The organism is Sinorhizobium sp. BG8 (assembly GCF_016864555.1).
GTDB lineage: Bacteria > Pseudomonadota > Alphaproteobacteria > Rhizobiales > Rhizobiaceae > BG8.
On record NZ_CP044011.1, the window covers coordinates 1,089,978 to 1,109,147 of the forward strand.

13 protein-coding genes, 2 pseudogenes and 1 riboswitch are annotated in these 19,170 nt (G+C 63.0%); of the genes and pseudogenes, 6 read left to right on the top strand and 9 right to left on the bottom strand.

What is annotated here, in order from left to right:
• Positions 1 to 9 precede the first annotated feature (9 nt).
• Positions 10 to 3,287 (bottom strand): annotated as a pseudogene (locus F3Y30_RS05040) (adenylate/guanylate cyclase domain-containing protein).
• Positions 3,288 to 3,460: 173 nt separating this feature from the next.
• Positions 3,461 to 3,557: riboswitch (TPP riboswitch) on the top strand.
• A gap of 47 nt (positions 3,558 to 3,604) precedes the next feature.
• On the opposite strand from F3Y30_RS05040, the gene thiM reads away from it, so the two are divergent.
• The 3 genes and pseudogenes from thiM (at position 3,605) to thiD (ending at position 5,887) form a co-directional block, all read left to right on the top strand.
• The gene (thiM, locus tag F3Y30_RS05045) at positions 3,605 to 4,429 is read left to right on the top strand and encodes a hydroxyethylthiazole kinase (RefSeq protein WP_203425427.1); all 825 of its coding nucleotides are present in this window, start codon (positions 3,605 to 3,607) and stop codon (positions 4,427 to 4,429) included.
• Positions 4,426 to 5,034, top strand: a pseudogene (thiE, locus tag F3Y30_RS05050) (thiamine phosphate synthase); the annotation flags it as partial. The gene thiM and the pseudogene thiE, both read left to right, overlap by 4 nt.
• 34 nt (positions 5,035 to 5,068) lie before the next feature.
• Entirely contained in the window at positions 5,069 to 5,887 is an 819-nt protein-coding gene (thiD, locus tag F3Y30_RS05055; protein WP_203426490.1) for a bifunctional hydroxymethylpyrimidine kinase/phosphomethylpyrimidine kinase, read from the top strand.
• 18 nt (positions 5,888 to 5,905) lie between these two features.
• Here thiD and F3Y30_RS05060 read toward each other — a convergent pair whose 3' ends face one another.
• Both F3Y30_RS05060 and F3Y30_RS05065 read right to left on the bottom strand, forming a co-directional pair.
• Entirely contained in the window at positions 5,906 to 6,310 is a 405-nt protein-coding gene (locus tag F3Y30_RS05060; protein WP_203425428.1) for a GFA family protein, read from the bottom strand.
• A 115-nt stretch (positions 6,311 to 6,425) separates the two neighbouring features.
• Entirely contained in the window at positions 6,426 to 7,337 is a 912-nt protein-coding gene (locus F3Y30_RS05065; RefSeq protein ID WP_203425429.1) for a pirin family protein, read from the bottom strand.
• Between the two features lie 271 nt (positions 7,338 to 7,608).
• On the opposite strand from F3Y30_RS05065, the gene F3Y30_RS05070 reads away from it, so the two are divergent.
• Entirely contained in the window at positions 7,609 to 8,427 is an 819-nt protein-coding gene (locus F3Y30_RS05070) for a class II glutamine amidotransferase (RefSeq protein ID WP_203426491.1), read from the top strand.
• A 78-nt stretch (positions 8,428 to 8,505) separates the two neighbouring features.
• Here F3Y30_RS05070 and coaBC read toward each other — a convergent pair whose 3' ends face one another.
• The 6 genes from coaBC to ubiE all read right to left on the bottom strand — a co-directional run bounded on the left by coaBC (position 8,506) and on the right by ubiE (position 16,856).
• Positions 8,506 to 9,735, bottom strand: a complete 1,230-nt coding sequence (coaBC, locus tag F3Y30_RS05075; RefSeq protein ID WP_203425430.1) for a bifunctional phosphopantothenoylcysteine decarboxylase/phosphopantothenate--cysteine ligase CoaBC — start codon at positions 9,733 to 9,735, stop codon at positions 8,506 to 8,508.
• A 151-nt stretch (positions 9,736 to 9,886) separates the two neighbouring features.
• Complete coding sequence (locus F3Y30_RS05080; RefSeq protein WP_203426492.1) at positions 9,887 to 10,687, bottom strand: potassium channel family protein; 801 nt, start codon at positions 10,685 to 10,687, stop codon at positions 9,887 to 9,889.
• 42 nt (positions 10,688 to 10,729) lie between these two features.
• Positions 10,730 to 11,614, bottom strand: coding sequence for a TonB-dependent receptor (locus tag F3Y30_RS26185; RefSeq protein ID WP_246752874.1), 885 nt, complete (start codon positions 11,612 to 11,614; stop codon positions 10,730 to 10,732).
• Positions 11,518 to 14,316, bottom strand: a complete 2,799-nt coding sequence (locus tag F3Y30_RS05085; protein ID WP_246752875.1) for a FecR domain-containing protein — start codon at positions 14,314 to 14,316, stop codon at positions 11,518 to 11,520. Before F3Y30_RS05085 ends, F3Y30_RS26185 begins: the two co-directional genes overlap by 97 nt.
• Positions 14,317 to 14,452: 136 nt before the next feature.
• Entirely contained in the window at positions 14,453 to 16,027 is a 1,575-nt protein-coding gene (ubiB, locus tag F3Y30_RS05090; RefSeq protein ID WP_203425431.1) for a 2-polyprenylphenol 6-hydroxylase, read from the bottom strand.
• Between the two features lie 52 nt (positions 16,028 to 16,079).
• Entirely contained in the window at positions 16,080 to 16,856 is a 777-nt protein-coding gene (gene ubiE, locus F3Y30_RS05095; RefSeq protein WP_203425432.1) for a bifunctional demethylmenaquinone methyltransferase/2-methoxy-6-polyprenyl-1,4-benzoquinol methylase UbiE, read from the bottom strand.
• A gap of 195 nt (positions 16,857 to 17,051) precedes the next feature.
• Here ubiE and mutM point away from each other — a divergent pair, with 195 nt between their 5' ends.
• Complete coding sequence (gene mutM / locus F3Y30_RS05100) at positions 17,052 to 17,942, top strand: bifunctional DNA-formamidopyrimidine glycosylase/DNA-(apurinic or apyrimidinic site) lyase (RefSeq protein WP_203425433.1); 891 nt, start codon at positions 17,052 to 17,054, stop codon at positions 17,940 to 17,942.
• 230 nt (positions 17,943 to 18,172) lie between these two features.
• Complete coding sequence (gene rpsT, locus F3Y30_RS05105; RefSeq protein ID WP_203425434.1) at positions 18,173 to 18,439, top strand: 30S ribosomal protein S20; 267 nt, start codon at positions 18,173 to 18,175, stop codon at positions 18,437 to 18,439.
• Positions 18,440 to 19,170 lie beyond the last annotated feature (731 nt).

Consider the following 19,170-nt stretch of genomic DNA (forward strand, 5'->3'; position numbering starts at 1 on the left):
GAACCCTCGCTAGTCGAGAAACGGCAGGATCATCAGCGCTTCGGGGTTGAGTCCGTGCTGCGCGCAGATCTCCTGCGCCAGATCGAAGTAGCGCTCGGCCTCCTTTACGTCGTCGCAATCCAGGCTGAGCGTTGCGAGCCCATCATAGCACGGAAACAGCAGCTGTGCCTCACCGCTGTCGCGGGCGAGCTCGAGCGCCTGCAGATAGTGTTTGCGTGCCAGATCAGCCTGCCCGTGGCATTGATAGATCTGCCCGAGCACGAGCATGGGGACGGGGAGGTGATCGCGCTGGTCGAGGTCCTGATCGAGCGCCAGCGCCTCCTTTGCCGCCGGCAACCCTTCCGTCATGCAGCGGTCCGTGAACGTGCAGTAGGCCACTGCGAGGTTTGTCAGCAGCCGCGCCTGATGTCCTAGATCGCCGATCCTCTTCGCCATCGCGTATCCCCTGGTGCAAACGTCGATCGCAAGCGCCGGATCCGTATCGGTGTAGAGGACACTCAGATTGGTGTAGCCCGGCAGGCTGGGCCGGGCAGGTCCGCATCGAGCGCCGTGTTCACGCCGTTCTCGACTTCCGCGATCGCCTCGCGGTTCCGCCCCATCCGGGCAAGCGCGATCCCCTTGAGATTAAGGGCATTCGCAGTGGCAAGCGCCAGTTCCTCCCGGTATGCGGCAGAAGCATCGATCGGGCAGGCCGAAACGCACCGCAGTGCCTTGTCCGCCCACTCGACCGCAAGCGCGTACTCCCCGGTGCGGAAGGCCAGATGACCGCGCTCATGCCAGAGCTCCGCCTCTTCGATCGGCGCGTCCGCCTCGTCCAAGAGACTGGCGGCTTCGGAGAAATGCGACTGCGCCCGGTCGCGATTGCCAGCGTCAAAGGCAAGTCGGCCGAGCTTGCGCAGGATCCGGGACCCGCTGGCGGGATTGCCCTGGACCCGATAGGCATCCAGAAGGGCGTTGTAGTGGGCAACGGCGGTGTCGCGGCGGCCCGCCTGCCCCGAAAGATCGGCCAGCCGTTCGCAGGGAATGAGCCAGCGATCGTCGGTGCGATCATCGAGGGCGGCCAGCGCCTCGGCGTAGAGCCTGACTGCATCCTCGTTGGCATAGGCCTTGCGGGCGAGATCCCCTGCCGCGATCAGGTAGGTTGCGCCCTTTGCCTTGGCTGTCGAGCGGACGAAGTGGTAGCCGAGTGCCGCCGTCTGCTCGATGTGATGGGCAAGTGCGCCCGTTCTGCGCTCCAGCGCCTCGCCCACCAGGCCGTGAAGCTCGCTGCGTCGCTTGACGAGGAGGTTGTCGTAGATGACCTCGTGGAAGAGCTTTTGCCGGAAGCGATAGCGTGCAAAGGACAACGCCGCGTCATCCGCCGTTTCCTCCAGGATGTCTGCCTCGCAGAGGAGATTGATGCCGCTTTCTAGGTCGCCCTGCCCAAGCTCAAGGGATCTCAGGAGGCCGATGTCGAAACTGGTGCCGATCACCGCGGCGGCCTGGGCGAGCCTGCGCGCATCGGCCGGCAGGCGATCGAAGCGGGCGAGTATCAGCGCCTGGATCGTCAGGGGTATCTCGGCCGCCGCGTCTCCTTGAGGGGCCATCGGATTTGTCCCATCCGTTGGAAGAGCTCCCGACTCCATCAGATTTCGGAGGATTTCCTCCAGGAAGAATGGGTTTCCGCTGGCGCGCGCCACGATCCGCTCACGCATTTCGTTTGCGGGCGTGCTACCGCCGAGAAGTGCGGAGAGCAAAGCCGAACTGTCGCTGATCCCGAGCGGGACGAGGCGGATGGTCGTCAGGCTCGCCTTGGCCGAATTCAGGATATCGGTCTCGAATGCCGGTCGGTGGGTGATGAGAAGCATGAGCCGGTTCCGGCCGAGCCGGTCCATTACGAAGCGAAGGATTTCCAGCGAGGCGACGTCGGCCCAGTGCAAGTCCTCGATGACCAGGACCAAAGGCGCCTTTTGCAACCGCCGTTCGAAAATCGTGAGGGTCGCGTGGAAGATCTGCCGGCGCAGTTGGTCGGGCTCAAGGTGCGTGAGTACGCCCTCTGGATCCCCGAACCCCATCGTGAACAGGAAAAGCGGGCGCCATCGTTCGATCTGTTCAGAATCGAGCCCAAGCGAGCCGAGACCCCTTTCGAGCAGTTGGCGGGAGAGGTCGAGCGATGCCGCCGGATCGATCCCGTAGGCACACCGCAAGATCGAGGCCAGCGTTCCGTAGGATGGGTCGCCGAGTGAGGAGCAGGCCACCTGACGGACGACCACGTCGGAGAACCTGGGGTCGTCGGCGATGGAGGCAAGGAACTCCTTCACAAGCCTCGTCTTGCCGATCCCGGCCTCGCCGATCAGCCGAACCAACTGGGTCGCACCGTCGAGCACAAGCTCCAGGCACCGAACCATGGCTGAAAGTTCAGTGTCGCGTCCGATCATGGGAGCCCGGAGGCCGAGGATCTCCAGTCCCCGCGGTGTCAGCGCTGCCGCGATGCGGTCCTCGAGCCGGTAGACGGCAGTCATTTCGGCCTTTCCCCGGAACGGCAAGGTTCCGAGACCTTCGAAGGAGAAGGCGTGCCGGGTAAGTCGCTCTGTCACCGCGCCGACCAGTATGTCGCCCGGTCCAGCCATTGCCTGAAGGCGTTGCGCCGTGTTCACGGTGTCGCCGGTCACCGAATAGGATTTGCTGTCGCCCGCACCGAGCGTGCCGGCAACGACCGGGCCCGTGTTGACGCCTATGTGGAGTGGCAGGGGTTGGCGCAGTCGGTGGCTCCATAAGCCTTCGATCCGCGCGACCCGGCGCTTCATGTCCAGAGCGGCAAGCAAAGCCCTTTCCGGATCTCCCTCGTTGGCGACCGGTGCACCGAAGAGCGCAAGCAGCGCATCGCCGATGAACTTGTCGACATAGCCCCCGTATCTGTTCACCGTGTCGTTCAGCTCTTCGAAAAGCTCGTTCTGGAGAGCGCGCAGCGTTTCCGGATCCAGTCGCTCGCCGAGCGCGGTGAAGCCGCAGAGATCGGCGAAGAGGACGGTCACGATACGGCGATCGGCATCGGCCTGCTTCGGCGAAGCAGCTGTACTTCCCCGCTCAACGATCGCCTGACGTCGCTCCACGGGTTCTGCATGCGCTGGCGTAACGCCGTTGCCGTTTCCGGGAGGAGCGACGCTCGTTCCGCATTGCGGGCAAAAGGCGAACTCAGGCGGGCAGAGGTATCCGCATGCGGAGCAGGCACGCGCCTGTCTTGCCCCGCATCGGGGACAAAAGGCAAAACCGCTCTGGATATCGAACCCGCATGCGGCGCAATTCATCGGACTTGGGTCCCGAAAGCCTTGGCCGGCGTGCTCCGGTTCAAGCGAAGCGCCGACAGTCACGGATAATGAGCCTCGCATTTCCGGTTGGCAAGCGGATGCCATGCATGCCGCTAGTCGAGAAGGCTGCGAATTTTTGTAATGACAGTGCGGCGCTCATCTGCGAAAAGGGGCGCGAGAGACAGGGGCGTTCGTCGCGAGGCGGGCTGAGAAGTACCCTTTGAACCTGAACCAGATAATGCTGGCGGAGGGAGTCGCTTGGGGACCCGGCCATCGCTTGTTTCCCCGGTGTTCTTCCCCCGCCCGGAAAGGGCAAGATGGACACCGTATCTTCGATCGAATCCGACATCATATCGCCGGGTGCGCTGCTTGCGGAATTGCGCTCGTCGCCACCACTCGTGCAGTGCATCACCAACTTCGTCGCGATGAACATCGCCGCCAACGTGCTGCTCGCCGTCGGGGCTTCTCCCGCGATGGTCCATGCAGCCGAAGAGGCCGGCGAGTTCGCGCGCATCGCCGGCGGGTTGACGATCAACATCGGCACCATTTCTCCCGCCTGGAGCGACGGGATGAAATCGGCGGCGCAGGCCGCGGTCGCCAATGGAAAGCCCTGGGTGCTCGATCCCGTGGCGCATTTTGCCACCGCATATCGGCAGAAGATCGTCGCGGAGCTCCTTGCGCTCCGCCCGACCATCATTCGCGGCAACGCCTCCGAAATCATCGCGCTTGCCGGCGGAAGCTCGAGCGGGCAGGGGGTCGACAGCCGTGACAGCGTGGAGCAGGCGGAAGATGCAGCGCGTTCGCTCGCATCGCAGTCCGGGGCGGTCGTCGCGGTAACGGGACGCATCGACTTCGTCACCGACGGCGCAAGAAGCGTCAGGATCGGTGGAGGTTCTGAGCTTATGCCGCGTGTGACAGCGCTTGGCTGCTCGCTCACCTGCCTCGTCGGTGCCTTTGCCGCCGTCAGGCCGATGCAGCCCTTCGAAGCCACGGTTGCGGCGCTTGCGACCTTCGCCGTTGCCGGCGAGAACGCCGGAAAGACGGCCGAGGGACCGGGTTCATTCTCCTGGCGGTTCCTCGATGCTCTTGCGGCACTCGATCCCGCAACGCTCGACGCAGAAGCAAGGTTGAGCAACGCATGAAAAACTTCGATCTCTCCCTGTACCTCGTCCTCGATCCCGTCCTCTGCGCGGGGCTGGGCATGCTGGAAACGACACGCATGGCCGTTGCCGGCGGTGCCACCATGGTGCAGCTGCGGTCCAAGGACGCGAGGACGTCGGAACGTATCGACCTCGGTCGGGCGCTGAAATCCGCGCTCGCCGGCACCGGCGCAAAGCTCATCGTCAACGACGATATCGAGGCGGCTCTCGCGATCGGTGCCGACGGTCTGCACGTCGGGCAGACCGACCTGTCGGCTACGACAGCGCGCGAACGCATCGGCCGAACCATGATACTCGGTCTTTCCGTGGGTACCGAGCCGCTTGCCGCCGGTATCGACGCGGGCACCGTCGATTATGCCGGCATCGGTCCGATCTTCGCGACCTCCACGAAGCCCGACCACCAGCCGCCGATCGGCTTCGACGGCCTGCGGGCCATGACGAGGGTATGCCCCGTCCCTGTTGTCGCCATAGGAGGGTTGAAGGAGATGCATGTGGGCGATGTGTTCCTGGCCGGAGCCGATGGGCTTGCTGTGGTATCGGCCATTTGTGGAACGCCGGATCCTGAGCGCTCGACCCGCGCAATCGGCAAGTCAATCGCCAATGCGAGACGGGAGGCCTGCGATGATCCGCAACGTCCTCTCCATCGCGGGCTCCGATCCATCCGGCGGGGCCGGCATTCAGGCCGACCTCAAGGCGTTCTCGGCGTGCGGCGTCTATGGCATGGCGGCATTGACCGCGCTGACCGCCCAGAATACCCGCGGCGTATCTGCCGTGCATCCACTGCCACCGGATTTCGTCGTGGCGCAGATCCGGGCCATCTTCGCCGATATTCGCGTGGATGCGGTGAAGATCGGCATGATCGCTGATGCGGCGATCGCCGGAGCGGTCGCCGATGCGCTCGCCCCGCATCACGGCATACCCATTGTGATCGACCCCGTGATGATCGCAAAGGGAGGTGCGGCCCTTCTTGTCTCGGATGCGATCGATGCACTGACGACGCGGCTCCTGCCTCTTGCAACCGTGCTGACACCGAACCTGCTGGAAGCCGCCGCGCTCCTTGGCGTGGGGGAAGCGAAGGACAGGGAGACAATGGCGGACCAGGCGAAGCGGCTTCGCGCAATGGGGCCGACCCATGTGCTGGTCAAAGGGGGACACCTCGGCGGCCCCGAGAGCCCCGATGTGCTCGCGACCCCAGGCGGCTTGTCGTGGTTCGAGGCGAAGCGCATCGAGACCGCGAACACCCATGGGACAGGATGCTCGCTTTCCAGCGCCATTGCAGCGGAACTCGCAAAGGGTGCGGGGCCGGAAGAAGCCGTTTCATCGGCAAAGGGTTTCCTGGCGGGCGCGGTGGCCGATGCCGGGCAACTATCTGTCGGGTCCGGCCATGGCCCGGTGCATCATTTCCATCGGCTCTGGGCTGCTGCCGGCATCGGGACCTGATCGCCGTCGAACGGTAAGTTACCCCCGCTCATCGCCCGGCAAGGCCGCGCATTCGCCGAACCAGTTTGCCGCGGAACGGCACCAGATCTGCCTGCTGGGGCGCAGATGCGCACGCTGATTGATGCTGCCCCAGCGGATGCCCCAGGTGTCCCCGTCTTCGTCCGTGCCCGTGGTGAAGAGAGGCGAACCGCACTCGGGGCAAAAGTATTGCAGCCTCCTGCGGCCGTTTTCGCCGATCTTCACATAGAGCTTCGGCGGATTGCTGCCGATCCGGATCTTGTCGCGTTCGGTGATGGCCGTGACACGATAGGGCGAGCCCGTCATCCGCTGGCAGTCGGTGCAGTGGCAGAGCGACACCATCCGCGGATCGATCTCCGCTTCATAGGTCACGTGGCCGCAATGGCATTGGCCGTCGATATGCATCCGCTCTTCCCCGCTTTCGCGTCGTCGATCAGGCCGCGAGCATACCACAGTCTCTTGCGGCATTACCCGGGAAGAGAAGCGGGGAGGCGTGACGCCTCACCGCCTGCCTGCCTGGTCAGTGCGCGGGTTTGATGAACGTTCCATTCTGCAGCTCGCGCATGGCCTGCTGCAGCTCCTCCCGCGTGTTCATCACGATCGGCCCATGCCAGGCGACCGGCTCCTGGATAGGCTTGCCTGTCACGAGAAGGAAGCGGATACCCTTCTCGCCGGCCTGGACCGTGATGTGGTCTCCGGTATCGAACACGACCAGGGTCCGGTCGCCCGAGAGGTCACGGATATTGAGTTCTTCGCCGGCGAACTCCTTCTCGACTTTCACGCCAAACGGCTTGGAAGCATCGCGGAAGGTGCCGGATCCGGCAAATATGTAAGCGAATGCTGACCGATAAGCATCGATCGGCAGTGTCTTCTTCTGCCCGGGAGGAACGGAGACATCGAGATAGACTGGTTCTGCCGCAATCCCGTCGACCGGCCCGGACTTGCCCCAGAAACTGCCGCTGATGATGCGGACAGCGGTGCCGTCGTCATCGACCACGACCGGAATATCGGCCGCTTTGATGTCCTGGTAGCGCGGTGACGTCATCTTGAGCGACGACGGCAGGTTGGCCCAGAGCTGGAAGCCGTGCATGCGGCCTGCGAAATCTCCCTTGGGCATCTCCTGATGGAGAATACCGCTCCCCGCCGTCATCCACTGCACGTCGCCGGCCCCCATCAGGCCCCGATTGCCAAGACTGTCGCCGTGCTCGACGGTTCCTGCAAGCACGTAGGTGATCGTTTCGATGCCGCGATGAGGATGCCACGGGAAGCCCCGGATGTAATCCTTGGGATCGTCGTTGCGGAAATCGTCCATCATGAGAAAAGGATCGGTCATCGAGGGATCCCCGAAGCCGAAGACGCGGTGCAGCTTCACGCCGGCGCCTTCCATGGTGGGGCGGGCAATACTCTCGTGCTTTACGGGTCTGAGCGACATTGAGGTTCCTTTCGCGTGACTTGCTGGCCAATATAGGCTCCGCCATCCGCTTCAGAAACCATGAGCGGCGGAAACGCAGTGTTCACGCTCCGCTATAGTTTCGCCAAGATTGGCCTGTCCCTCGTTGCCTGTGAACCGCCCGATTCTTTCCAGGAGTTTACTTTCGTTAACGCATTTTTACCGAATACGCCCGACAATCGGATGCGTCTTATGGTTAATGCCTCATGAATGCGCCGGATTGACGATGTCCGGCGAAGGAAGCGAGAACCTGATGTGCCGCTGGGCAGCCTACCGCGGAGAACCGCTCTACCTCGAAGAAATTGTTTCCTCGCCTGCACATTCCCTCATCGAACAGTCCCATTGCGCCACGCGCGCAAAGACGGCGACGAACGGCGATGGCTTCGGCATCGCCTGGTATGGTGACCACCCCCACCCGGGGCGCTACCGTGACATCCTGCCGGCCTGGTCGGACTGCAATCTGAAGAGTCTCGCCCGCCAGATCAGATCACCGCTCTTCCTCGCCCACGTGCGCGCCGCCACCGGAGGCGGTACCCGGCGGGACAATTGTCATCCCTTCGTCCACGATGTCTGGTCGTTCATGCACAACGGCCAGATTTCGGATTTCGAGCATCTGCGCCGGCCTCTCGAAACCATGCTGGACAACGACCTCTATGCTGCGCGGACCGGTGCCACCGACTCCGAATTGCTGTTCCTGCTCGCACTGCAGTTCGGGCTCGACCGCGACCCGCTGGGGGCGGTTGCCGAGACGGTTGCCTTTGTGGAACGTCTGGCGGGCCACCTCGAGCGCAGGGTCCTCGTGCGCTTCACCGCCGCATTCTCGAACGGGCGGAAACTCTATGCCGTCCGCTATGCAACCGATTTCCGGGCACCCACGCTTTACGCTGCCCCGATGGGTGGCCGCGGCGGCTACTGCCTCGTATCGGAACCCCTCAACGATGATAGCGAGGCCTGGGTGGAAATCCCTGATGGCTGCGCAGTGGTTCTTGATGAGGACGGCGTGGATGTTTGCCTGTTCTCACCGGCCGGGCGTCCCGCCGAGGCGATCGAGAAGCTGGCACTGGCGCTCTAGGGCCGAAGCGAGGCGGTGCGGCAACAGATCCGCGGCCGCGGCCAATTTCCGCCCTGAAGCCGTCCCTCGCGGCGCTCCTCAGCGGGGCTTCCTCGCCGCTGGCTCCGTCGTGCGCTCCGCAATCAGCGCCGCCAGACGTTCCGCCACCTCTTCCTTGGCGAGTTCGGGCCACTGTTCGGTGCCGCCGGCCGAAATGATCCTGACGCTGTTTCTGGGGCCTCCCATGATGCCGGTCGCTGGAGAGACATCGTTTGCGACGATGAAGTCGGCGCCCTTGCGCTGAAGCTTGGCGCGCCCGTTCTCCTCCACATTCTGGGTTTCCGCGGCAAAACCGATCACGAGCTTCGGCCGCAGCGCATGATGGCCAATCGTCTTGAGGATGTCCGGGTTCTCCGCAAGCTGGAGGGCCGGGGGCACGCCGTCGGCCTGTTTCTTCACCTTTTCGGATGCCTCGGAGGCGACGCGCCAGTCCGCGACGGCCGCCACCATGACAGCAATGTCGGCGGGAAGTTCGGCGAGCACGGCGTTCAACATTTCCTCCGCGCGCTCGACCCGCACGACGGTGACGCCTTCGGGATCGGGAATGGTCACCGGACCGGTGACCAGCGCAACGTCTGCGCCGAGCTTTGCGAGAGCTGCGGCTATCGCATGCCCCTGACGGCCGGATGAGCGGTTGGCTATGTAGCGGACGGGATCTATGGGCTCGTGCGTCGGGCCCGACGTCACAATCGCCTTTCTCCCGGCGAGTGGTTTCGGTTGGTCGTCGAGCAGGGTTTCAGCGCGTGCCACGATCTCCAGCGGCTCGGCCATGCGTCCGGCTCCTGCCTCTCCGCTCTCGGCCATCTCGCCGCTGTTCGGGCCGATGAACCGGATGTGGTCGGCGCGAAGCGTCTCGACGTTTCTCCGGGTTGCAGGATGCGCCCACATCTTCGGGTTCATCGCCGGAGCGACCAAGACCGGACGATCGGTGGCGAGCAGAATGGTCGAGGCGAGGTCGTCCGCAAGTCCGTTCGCCATCTTCGCCATGAGGTCGGCGGTGGCCGGCGCGACGATCACCAGGTCGCACTCCCGCGCCAGCCGGATGTGGCCGACGTCTTGCTCGTCCTCGCGCGAGAACACGTCCGTATAGACGCGATCGGCTGCGAGCGCGCCCACGGCAAGTGGCGTCACGAATTGCTGCGCACCCGCGGTCATGACCGGACGCACGGCTGCCCCGCGCTCGCGAAGGCGGCGGATCAGGTCAAGGCTCTTGTAGGCCGCGATGCCGCCCGAGATGATGAGGAGAATACGTTTGCCGGCTACGGACATGGGGTACTCCGAATACTGCAGGCCTGAACTGTCACGCCCGTCGAAAGCCAGCTGGCGGGCGGTCGGCACTGTCGTAGCTGTTCCCGCGTCGAATTCCAAGATGCAACGGGGTGCGCAATGCGTCGGTCATGGTCGCGAGGCGGAACGCCCTTCACGAACCCTCGTCCGGAATGTTGAGAATGTGTCCGCAGGCCTTGCAATGCACTGCGTCGGCATCGTGCCGGCCAAGACCGCACTCCGGGCAGGAATAGGTCACCTTGTAGGGGCGGACGATCGCCTGGGCGAGGCGCACGAAAAGCGAGATGCCGATGATCATCGTCACGATCGAGGTCAGCTTTCCGAGCGTCCCCGGCAGCGTAATGTCGCCAAAGCCTGTGGTGGTCACGGTCGCGACTGTGAAATAGAGGGCGTCCACGAAGCCGGCGGCCCCTTCGTCCGCGTAGAAGAAGTTGCTGTAGACGAAGCCGGTCACCACGAAGAGGAAGACCACGAAGTTTACGCAGGCCTGTATCACGTCCTCGTAGGCCTGGTAGCCCCGGCGCCGCAGGAACAGGGTGACCAGCTTGCTCTGGCTGATGGCCCAGATCCTGAGCACGCGAAGAAAGGCGAAGTTCGAGAGCTGGTTCGGAAAGAGCAGTGTTGCGAGGATGATGAAGTCGACCCACGTGAGCGGGCGCGTTAGCCAGTAGCGAAGGTTGGGGGCGATCAGCGCGCGAGCCGCCAGTTCGAACGCAATGACGGCTGCAACGGCAAAGTCGATCACCACGTAGGAGGGGCCCTTGCGCAGGTAGGGCCCGGCGAGGAAGAACAGGATGACCGCCACGTCGATCAAGAGCATCGCGATCTGGAACTGGACGGCTGATGCATCCCCGCCGAAGTAAAGCTGTCTGAGACGACGCCGAAGCGCGTCGACCAAAGGCTGTCTCCGTGTGTCTGGATGCGGCTCGTCCATCATTCCCGACAATTTATACCAAGGACCGGCGATAGGAAGCCCTCAGAACTTGGCCCTGATCGTGCCGAGGATCGTGCGGCCGGGACCCGGAATGCCGTATGCCACCTCGAAGTCGTTGTCGAAGGCATTGAGGAGCTGGAGCCCCGCTTCAAGATGGCCGCTGTCGGATTTCCACCCGAATGCGATGTCTGTGGTGTTGTAGTCGTCGATCTCGGCGCCGATTTTTGCACCGACGCGGGGTCCCACGAAGGTCTGGGCGACGGTTGCCTTCCAGCGCGCCTCGCTGACGTAGGTGAAGCCGACCTGCCCCACATAGTCGGGGATCAGCGGAACGCCGAAGTCACCTCCCGTGACGGGGGTGGTATCCTCGCTGTCGTTCCAGCTCATCGTGCCGAATGCCCCGAGCCCGCCGCCGATCCAGTAGTTGGCGCTGATGCTGAACCGGTCGATCTTGCCCGTGATCGTGTCGAAGTATCCGAGCAGACCCGGGATTTCCATGGCTACGCCGTCGAACGTCTGGTGCTGGTACTCGACGGCCGTGAAAAACCTCTCGCTCCACTCCGCATCCCACCGCACCGCTGCGGTCTCCGTCTGGCCGCCGATGAAGAGGGAAAGGTCGAGCGGCGCAAGGCCGACGGTAGAGATCGGGGACAACGTGTAGTTCGTCGGCATCTGCGTGTCCTGGCGATAGTAGGCACGCAGCCAGTGGTTCTCGATCGGCGCCCAGGCGACCCCAATGCGAGGATCGACCTTGCGAGAGACGTCGCCGTTGTCGATCCAGGTCGCGTAGGCTCCCCCCTCGAACTGGAGGTCGTTCGAAACATCCCAGGTCACGTTCGCATAGAGGCGGGCCGCGTCGCCGTCGCTCGAAAACTCCAGAGGATCGAAGCTGAAATTCCGGATGAGGTCCCACGAATACTCGGACACTTCGCTATCGAAGCGGCTGCCCTCGGCCCGTAACGCACCGTCAGCGGTCCGACGCCGAAGAGATGGCTGACGCCGTATGTCAAATTCTTGTCGCGGAAAGACTGTTCCACCATGAAGGGGCCGTAAGAGTTCTCCATGTAGAAGCTCTGGTCGGTGTGCGTCCTCGACGCGACGGCGAAGGCCTGGATCACATTCTCGTCGGAAATCACATGGTTCCAGGCGCCGCCGACTTCCCGCACCTTGGTCGTTCTCTCGTCAAACGGCGTCGGAAAATCGGATTGCCCCGGGAAACCCCTCTCGACGTTGCGCGTATTCGCGAAAAGGAAGATGCCATCGGTAAGGCTTGGCCGCATGCCCAACTCGAACACCGCCCCCTCGAGATTGTTCTCGTCGTTCGTGCGCTCGCTCTGCGGGTGCGACGTCACGCCCTGGAAGTAGTAGCTGAGCGGAATTGTCGAATAGTTGGTGCCCTGCAGGAGGATGTCGCTGAACCAGCCGGTCTCGCCGCCGATGGAATTGAATCCGCCGCCGATGCCGCCCTCGAAGAAGCTTCTCGTCTCAAGCGAGTTGCGGCGTGTTTCCGAAGCGACGAACAGCGGATCGAGGATCCGCCCCTGCATCACGGACGACACCGTCCCCGATCCACCCTGTATCCGCTCGTCCGGTGAAAGCAGCGGATAGTAGCCGATGAAAGGGGAAACCCGTCCGTCGGCTGCCTCATCGAGATAGGTCGACGACTTGAAGAGATCACGGCTGCGAGCGGCGTAGTACTGGCCCCATTCGCTGAGCCCCAGATTGTCCAGTGTGACCCCCAGGTAGGAGTTAGCCTGGCGGTTCGCATCATATCCGGAATAGAAGCCGCCGCGGGCCTCGCGCCGCCGCAACGCCTCGCGCGCCTGGATGATCGCGTCATCGGCGCGGTACTGGTCCATGGCAATGCCGGCGCGGATCAGTGGAATGGAAGGGTTGTCGCGATCGAACCGGTCGGCGTTGTCCAGCGCCTGCGTCGCTTCGGCATCGGAGCCCAGCTGATAGCTGGCGATCGCAATCCCGATCAGGCTGTCGCCATAGGTGGGATTGACGGCGGAGGCCTCGAGAAGGACCTGCTCGCCCTCTGTGGTCTTGCCGATCCGCAACAGATAGCGACCCTTCGCGGCAAGCACGGCATAGGATTGCGGATCGAGGGACTCGGCGATGTCGATCTCGGCCTTGGCAGCCTTCACCTGATCATTGTCCAGGAGGAAACGGGCATAGTTCGCGCGCAGAACCGCGCTTTCCGGATTGAGCGAAATCGCAAGCTGGTGGGCGGCATCCGCTTCCACGATCGCATTGCGCTCGCTCTGGACAAGGCCGATCTCGTTCCAGACGGCGTCAGAGCCCGGAGCAACTTCGGCCGCACGCGTCAACTCCTTGAGAGCGCCGTCGAGATCGCTCGAAACCGATGTCCTGTAACGCGCACTGATGAGAAGCGAAGAGGCATCGTCGGGGTCTATGGCCCGCGCCCGCGCGAGCGCCTCCTGTACCTCCTCGCGCCGGTCGAGCTGGAATGCGAGATCGGCGCGCATTGCCGGTAGCCGCGCATCCTCAGGGAAACGCTTCTCCGCCTCCCTGAGGATTTCGATGGCCTCGACCTGGCCGCGCGTGAAGAAGACGGCAATGGCTCTGGCCAAGGCAGCCGTCGGATCGTCCCCATAGGCGCCTTCGGAAGGTGGTGTCGCATGCCCGTCGGGATCGGCGAGGCTTTCAGCGAACCATCGGCCGTAGGCGGCGGCTGCCCGGCGGTTGCGCGGCAGGCTGGGTGCCGCCTCGGCAAAGAGGCGCGCCGCTTCGGCATAGCGCAGCTCCTGGCCGGCGATCATTGCCTCGACCAGTTTCGCCCGCGCCTCGAGTGGCGATGGCAGGGGGCGCCGCAACTGCGCGAGCGCATCGCGCGCGGCCGCGCGGCCTTCCTCACCGAGCGCAACCTCGGCAAGGGCTACCCAATCCTCGGGCGTTCGCGTGTCCGGTGACTTCTCAAGAATTCGCAGCCTCTCCGCCCGTGTCTGCGTCGTGCCGAGGCCGCTTATCGGCAGCGTTGCGAACGCATCGCGCAGTTCGCCGTAGAGAAGGATCTGTTCCCGTTCCTCGAGGTCCACGAGCACGTACTTGCGGGGCGCCTGTCCGATCGCCGCATAGGCGCCTTCGCCCTGGTTGACCGTGACTGATCCCTGGGCATTGTAGAGCTCGACGGTGCCCTCGAGCACCGAGAGTGTCGTCTCGCCGTTCCCTCCGACCCGGAGATTCCAGTCCGTACCCCGGATAGCTGCGGCCGCTGCCGGAGTTTCGATGGTCAGGCCGCTGCCGCCGCGGCCCGCCCGTCCCCACAACACTCCGGACTTCAGCTCGAATTCGCTGTTGGCGGTGCCGTCGATCTTCTTGACGAGCAGCGTCGTGTTGCGCCCCATGCGCATCTGGGTCCTGTCGGCGAAGAGAATGGCAAGCTGGCCATTGGCGTTCGTGCGAAGTGTATCGCCGGCCAGAAGGTCCTGATTGACTTCGACGGAACGCCAGTTCGAAATGTCGATGAACCGGACTTCTTCTCCCGACTTGCGCGAAATGACGGAACCGTCCGGCGTGGACGCGCGCGGATAGATCTCGGCTGCAGACGGCAGCACGCTCCCGACCACCGCCAAGGTGGCAATGCCAAGCTTCAAATTCCGCATGTCTGTCTTAGATCGCCCACTCTCGACCGGGCGGACTATGCGTGCATTGCAGCGCAGCTGTCAACTTGACGGTGATGCGAGACCCAGCAATGTCCCGGTTGTCCGGAGCGCATTGATGCAGATTGGCCGCAACGCTCTATGTGAGTGTCCAGGCGATATAGACGAGTGTCAGGGCGATCAACCAGAGCGCAAAACGGCCGGAACGCGAGTGGCGGGCCTCCGAACGCCCGATCGCCTCGGCAGTGTCTGCATCGAACCTGAAGCCGCTGTCGGCCATGGCCGAGAGGTCGAGGGAGAGTTTCTCTGCCTTCGCCGCGATCTCGGGTGCTGCCTCTGCCAGGCGAAGCGCGGCGTGGGCGCCCTCGCGCAGGTCCGCGAGAAGGCGTTTCGGCCCGAGATTGTCGCGGATCCAGCCGCCGACCACCGGTTCCGATGCCTTCCACATGTTGAAGCGCGGATTGAGCGTACGCGCGACACCTTCCACGACCACCATCGTCTTCTGGAGCATGACGAGCTCAGGGCGTGTCTCCATGTCGAAGAGTTCCGTCACCTCGAAGAGTAGGGTGAGGAGCTTCGCCATGGAAATGGTTTCGGCGGGCTGTCCATGGATCGGCTCGCCGATGGCCCGGATCGCCTGCGCGAAACTCGCGACGTCATGGTAGGCCGGAACGTATCCGGCTTCGAAGTGTACGTTCGCGACACGCACGTAGTCGCGGGTAATGAAGCCGTAGAGGATTTCGGCGAGGAACCGCCGCTCCTTGCGCGACAGACGTCCGACAATCCCCATGTCGACCGCGACGATCATGCCCTGATCGTCGACGAAGAGATTGCCCTGATGCATGTCGGCGTGGAAGAAGCCGTCCCGCAAGGTATGGCGGAGGAAGGACTGGATCAGGGTGTCTGCAAGCTGGTCGAGATTGTGGCCGGCAGCCCGCAATCCCTCGACATCGGACATCTTGACGCCGTCGATCCATTCCATGGTCACGACATCGCGCCCGGTGCGCTCCCAATCCACCTTGGGAACCCGGAAACCCGGATCGTTGCGTGTGTTCTCCCCGAGTTCGGAGAGAGCCGCCGCCTCGAGCCGCAGGTCCATTTCTATGCGTGTCGTCTGCTCGAGCGTGCGCGTGACCTCGATTGCCTTGAGCCGGCGCGTCTGCGGCAGCAACCGCTCCTGCATCCGCGCAACGAGGTACATGACCTCTATGTCGGCAGCAAAACGCTGGCGGACGCCGGGGCGTACGACCTTCACTGCCACCTGGCGCTCGCCGGCGTTGTCCCGCACTGTTCCCGGATGAACCTGTGCGATGGAAGCTGCCGCAATAGGTTCGCCGAGACTTACATATAAGTCCTCGACCGGGCGTCCCAGTGACCCTTCGATATTGGCGACCGCCGCCTCGCGGGGAAATGTCGCCATGCTGTCCTGCAGGAGGGAGAGGTCATCGGCAAAGGCAGCGCCGACGACATCGGGGCGCGTCGCGAGGAACTGCCCCATCTTCACATAGGAGGGACCCAGGCGTTCAATGGCGCGGGCGAGACGGTCGTTGCGCCCCGTTTCAGGGACGCGACGGCGTGCGAACAGGCCGGCAGTCGCACGCACCATGCGCGCGGAGGCGGGCATGTCATGCTCCGGAAGGGCCGAAATCACGCCTTCGCGCACGAGAACCCATCCGACTCTCACCAGCCGGAAATATGCACCGAAGACGCTCATGCGAGGGTAACTCGTGCCACGCAGGCGAGCATGTTCTCGTCGTCCGGCACCATCAGAGCTTCCAGCCGGAATGCAGGGCGGCGATGCCGCCGGTGAAGTTCGTGAAAGTCACGCGTTCGAAACCGGCATTCCTGATCATCGCGGCGAAATCCGCCTGGTTCGGGAACTTGCGGATCGATTCCACCAGATACTGATAGGGTTCGGCGTCGCCGGTGATCATCTTTCCGAATTGCGGGATCGCCTTGAACGACCACGCCTCATAGAACCGGTCGAGCAGCGGCATTTCCACTTCGGAGAACTCCAGCACCAGGAGCCGCCCTCCGCGCTTCAATACCCGGTAGGCTTCCGAAAGAGCCACATCGATGCGCGGTACGTTTCGAATTCCGAAAGCGATCGTGTAGGCATCGAAACTTCCGGACTCGAAAGGAAGTTCCTCGGCATTGGCCTCAACGAAATCGAGATTGGCGGTGAGTTTTTTCTGTGCGGCACGGTCCGCCCCGACGCCGAGCATGGAACCGTTGATGTCAAGCACGGTTACGTGGGCCTGGCGGTCCGAGGCCTCGACGATGCGGAACGCGATGTCGCCGGTGCCGCCGGCGACATCGAGCGCGCGGAAGTTCGGATCACGGCGCGGGTTGAGGGCCGCGATCATCGCATCCTTCCACGCCCGATGGAGGCCCGCGGACATGACGTCGTTCATGACGTCATAGCGCTTGGCGACCTTGTGGAATACGTCATTGACCAGCGCCTGCTTCTCGCCGCTGGCAACGTCCCGGAATCCGTAGGACGTTTCCATTCCACCGTCGGCGGAAGTGCGTTGCTCGCTCATCTCTATACTCCACATGCGTGTTTCGTCGGACCGGATCGCCCAGACCATAACCAATAGACGGTTCCCGCACCATCCAAGCCTTTGCGGCGGGGTGCGGCATTGCCGCGCTGGTATATAGGACATAGATGGGCGATAGGGAAATGCCCGGTGCGGTCGAAACCGTCGCAGGGTTAAAGTGTGTTCCAGGAGCAGCAAATGCCGGAATTGCCGGAAGTTGAGACCGTGAAGCGCGGACTGGCGCCCGTCATGGAAGGGGCGCGAATCGTGGATGCGGAACTGCGTCGCCCAGATCTCAGGTTTCCCTTTCCCGCGGGTTTTGCCGACGCCCTGCGCGGTCGGACGATCCTTTCCCTCGGACGGCGCGCCAAATATCTGCTGATCGATCTCGATGGAGGAGACGTCATTATCTCGCATCTCGGGATGTCCGGCTCGTTCAGGATCGACGCACAGTCCGGCGGCACGACTCCTGGAGATTTCCATGTTCCCCGCGGCAAGGATCCCAGGCACGATCACGTGGTCCTTCATCTCGAGACCGCAGATGGGCCGGTGCGCATTATCTATAATGACCCGCGGCGCTTCGGTTTCATGGACCTCGCCCGCCGCGACACTCTTTCAGGGCATGCCTTCTTTCGCGATCTCGGAGAGGAGCCCACCGGCAATGCGCTGGACGCTCGCTACCTGTCGACAAAGTTCCGCGGGCGGAGCCAGCCCCTCAAGGCTGCTCTCCTCGACCAGAAGAACATAGCCGGGCTCGGCAATATCTATGTGTGCGAGGCGCTGTGGCGCGCGCACCTGTCGCCGGAGCGCGCGGCAGGGTCGCTTGTAACCGCGACGGGCAAGCCGAGAAAGGAACTGGTCGTGCTGACCGAGGCGATCCGCGCGGTTATCGACGAGGCGATAGGGGCGGGGGGCTCGACCCTGCGCGATCACATCCGCACGGACGGTTCTCTCGGCTACTTCCAGCACTCCTTTGCCGTATACGATCAGGAGGGCGCAGTGTGTCGTACGCCCGGCTGCGGCGCCACGATCGGCCGCATCGTCCAGGCGGGTCGATCGACCTTCTATTGCGCCGCCTGCCAGAAATGACTTCGGCTCCCTTTTCCGGCATCGGGCCAGACCGGATTTCAATCCCGCCCGAGGGGTTTCTTGCAAAATGCGCGTTGACGAGCCTGCGGTTTCCGGCTATACGCGCCCCCAGTTTGGAAAGCCAACTCCAAGGTTTTCCGATATCGCTCCCGCATTGCTTGACTGACAGGTCGCAGTGACCCTACACGGCGCATGCGGAGTTCGTGTCAGATTTCTGAAGAGAGGCATACATGGCCAATACAACTTCGGCGAAAAAGGCGACCCGCAAGATCGCTCGCCGCACTGCAGTGAACAAGGCCCGTCGCTCGCGCGTTCGCGGCTTCATCCGCAAGGTCGAGGAAGCGATCGCTTCCGGTGATGCTGCGCTGGCAGCAGCCGCTCTGAAGGCTGCTCAGCCGGAGCTGATGCGTGCTGCCACCAAGGGTGTGCTTCACGCCAACACGGCATCCCGCAAGGTGTCCCGACTCGCTGGACGTGTTAAGGCTCTCGCAGTCTAATTCATTAGAGCGATCTGATACACTTCAGCTATGCAGTTTTAGAAGAGCCCGGCAACTTTGCCGGGCTTTTTGTTTTGCTTTTCCGGCTCGCTATGGTTAACGCGCAACGCTTCGCCATGTCAAACGTATGACAAATAATATCATTGTTTTTCAATGACTTACGAGAGGTTCATCGTGTGGATGTCGGGTTCCGTAGCGGCAGTTGGGCGCCCTCGCGAGTCAAGCAAAATTTTATTTTTGTCGTTCGGAACGAGTCGCGAAAACAACCAAAAATCAAAGCCATTGATTCATAAGCGATTCTCCTGAGAGGGCTCGATTCCGAGTCAGGATGCGCCCTCAGAGTCAACGCCCGGCCATTAATTTTGCGTAAAATTCGTGATTGATCTTGCCCCATGATCCTGCCTAAATGCTTTCCACAGGGGGCACGGACATACGCCTAAAACGAACGCTTTAAACCACCTCGAAAGGGTGGTGCGGTTATGTTTGTCCCCTGTGACGGAGCGGCTCCGCTTCGTATCATCATGACACTGGAAGCTTTGGACCTGAGCGCGGCGCGCCCCGGAACGGAGTCTTTTTGCAATCGTTGATTGCCTGTGTTGCTGCCTGGGGGGCAGCAGGTGAACGGAGCCAGCGAAGTCGGTAGCCGGCGAGGAGGCTACCGGAGTCGTGGAATGGCTGGCACCGCTCTGCCGTTAGGAAGAGCAATGGGGCCTGTATTTTAACGAGGGGCC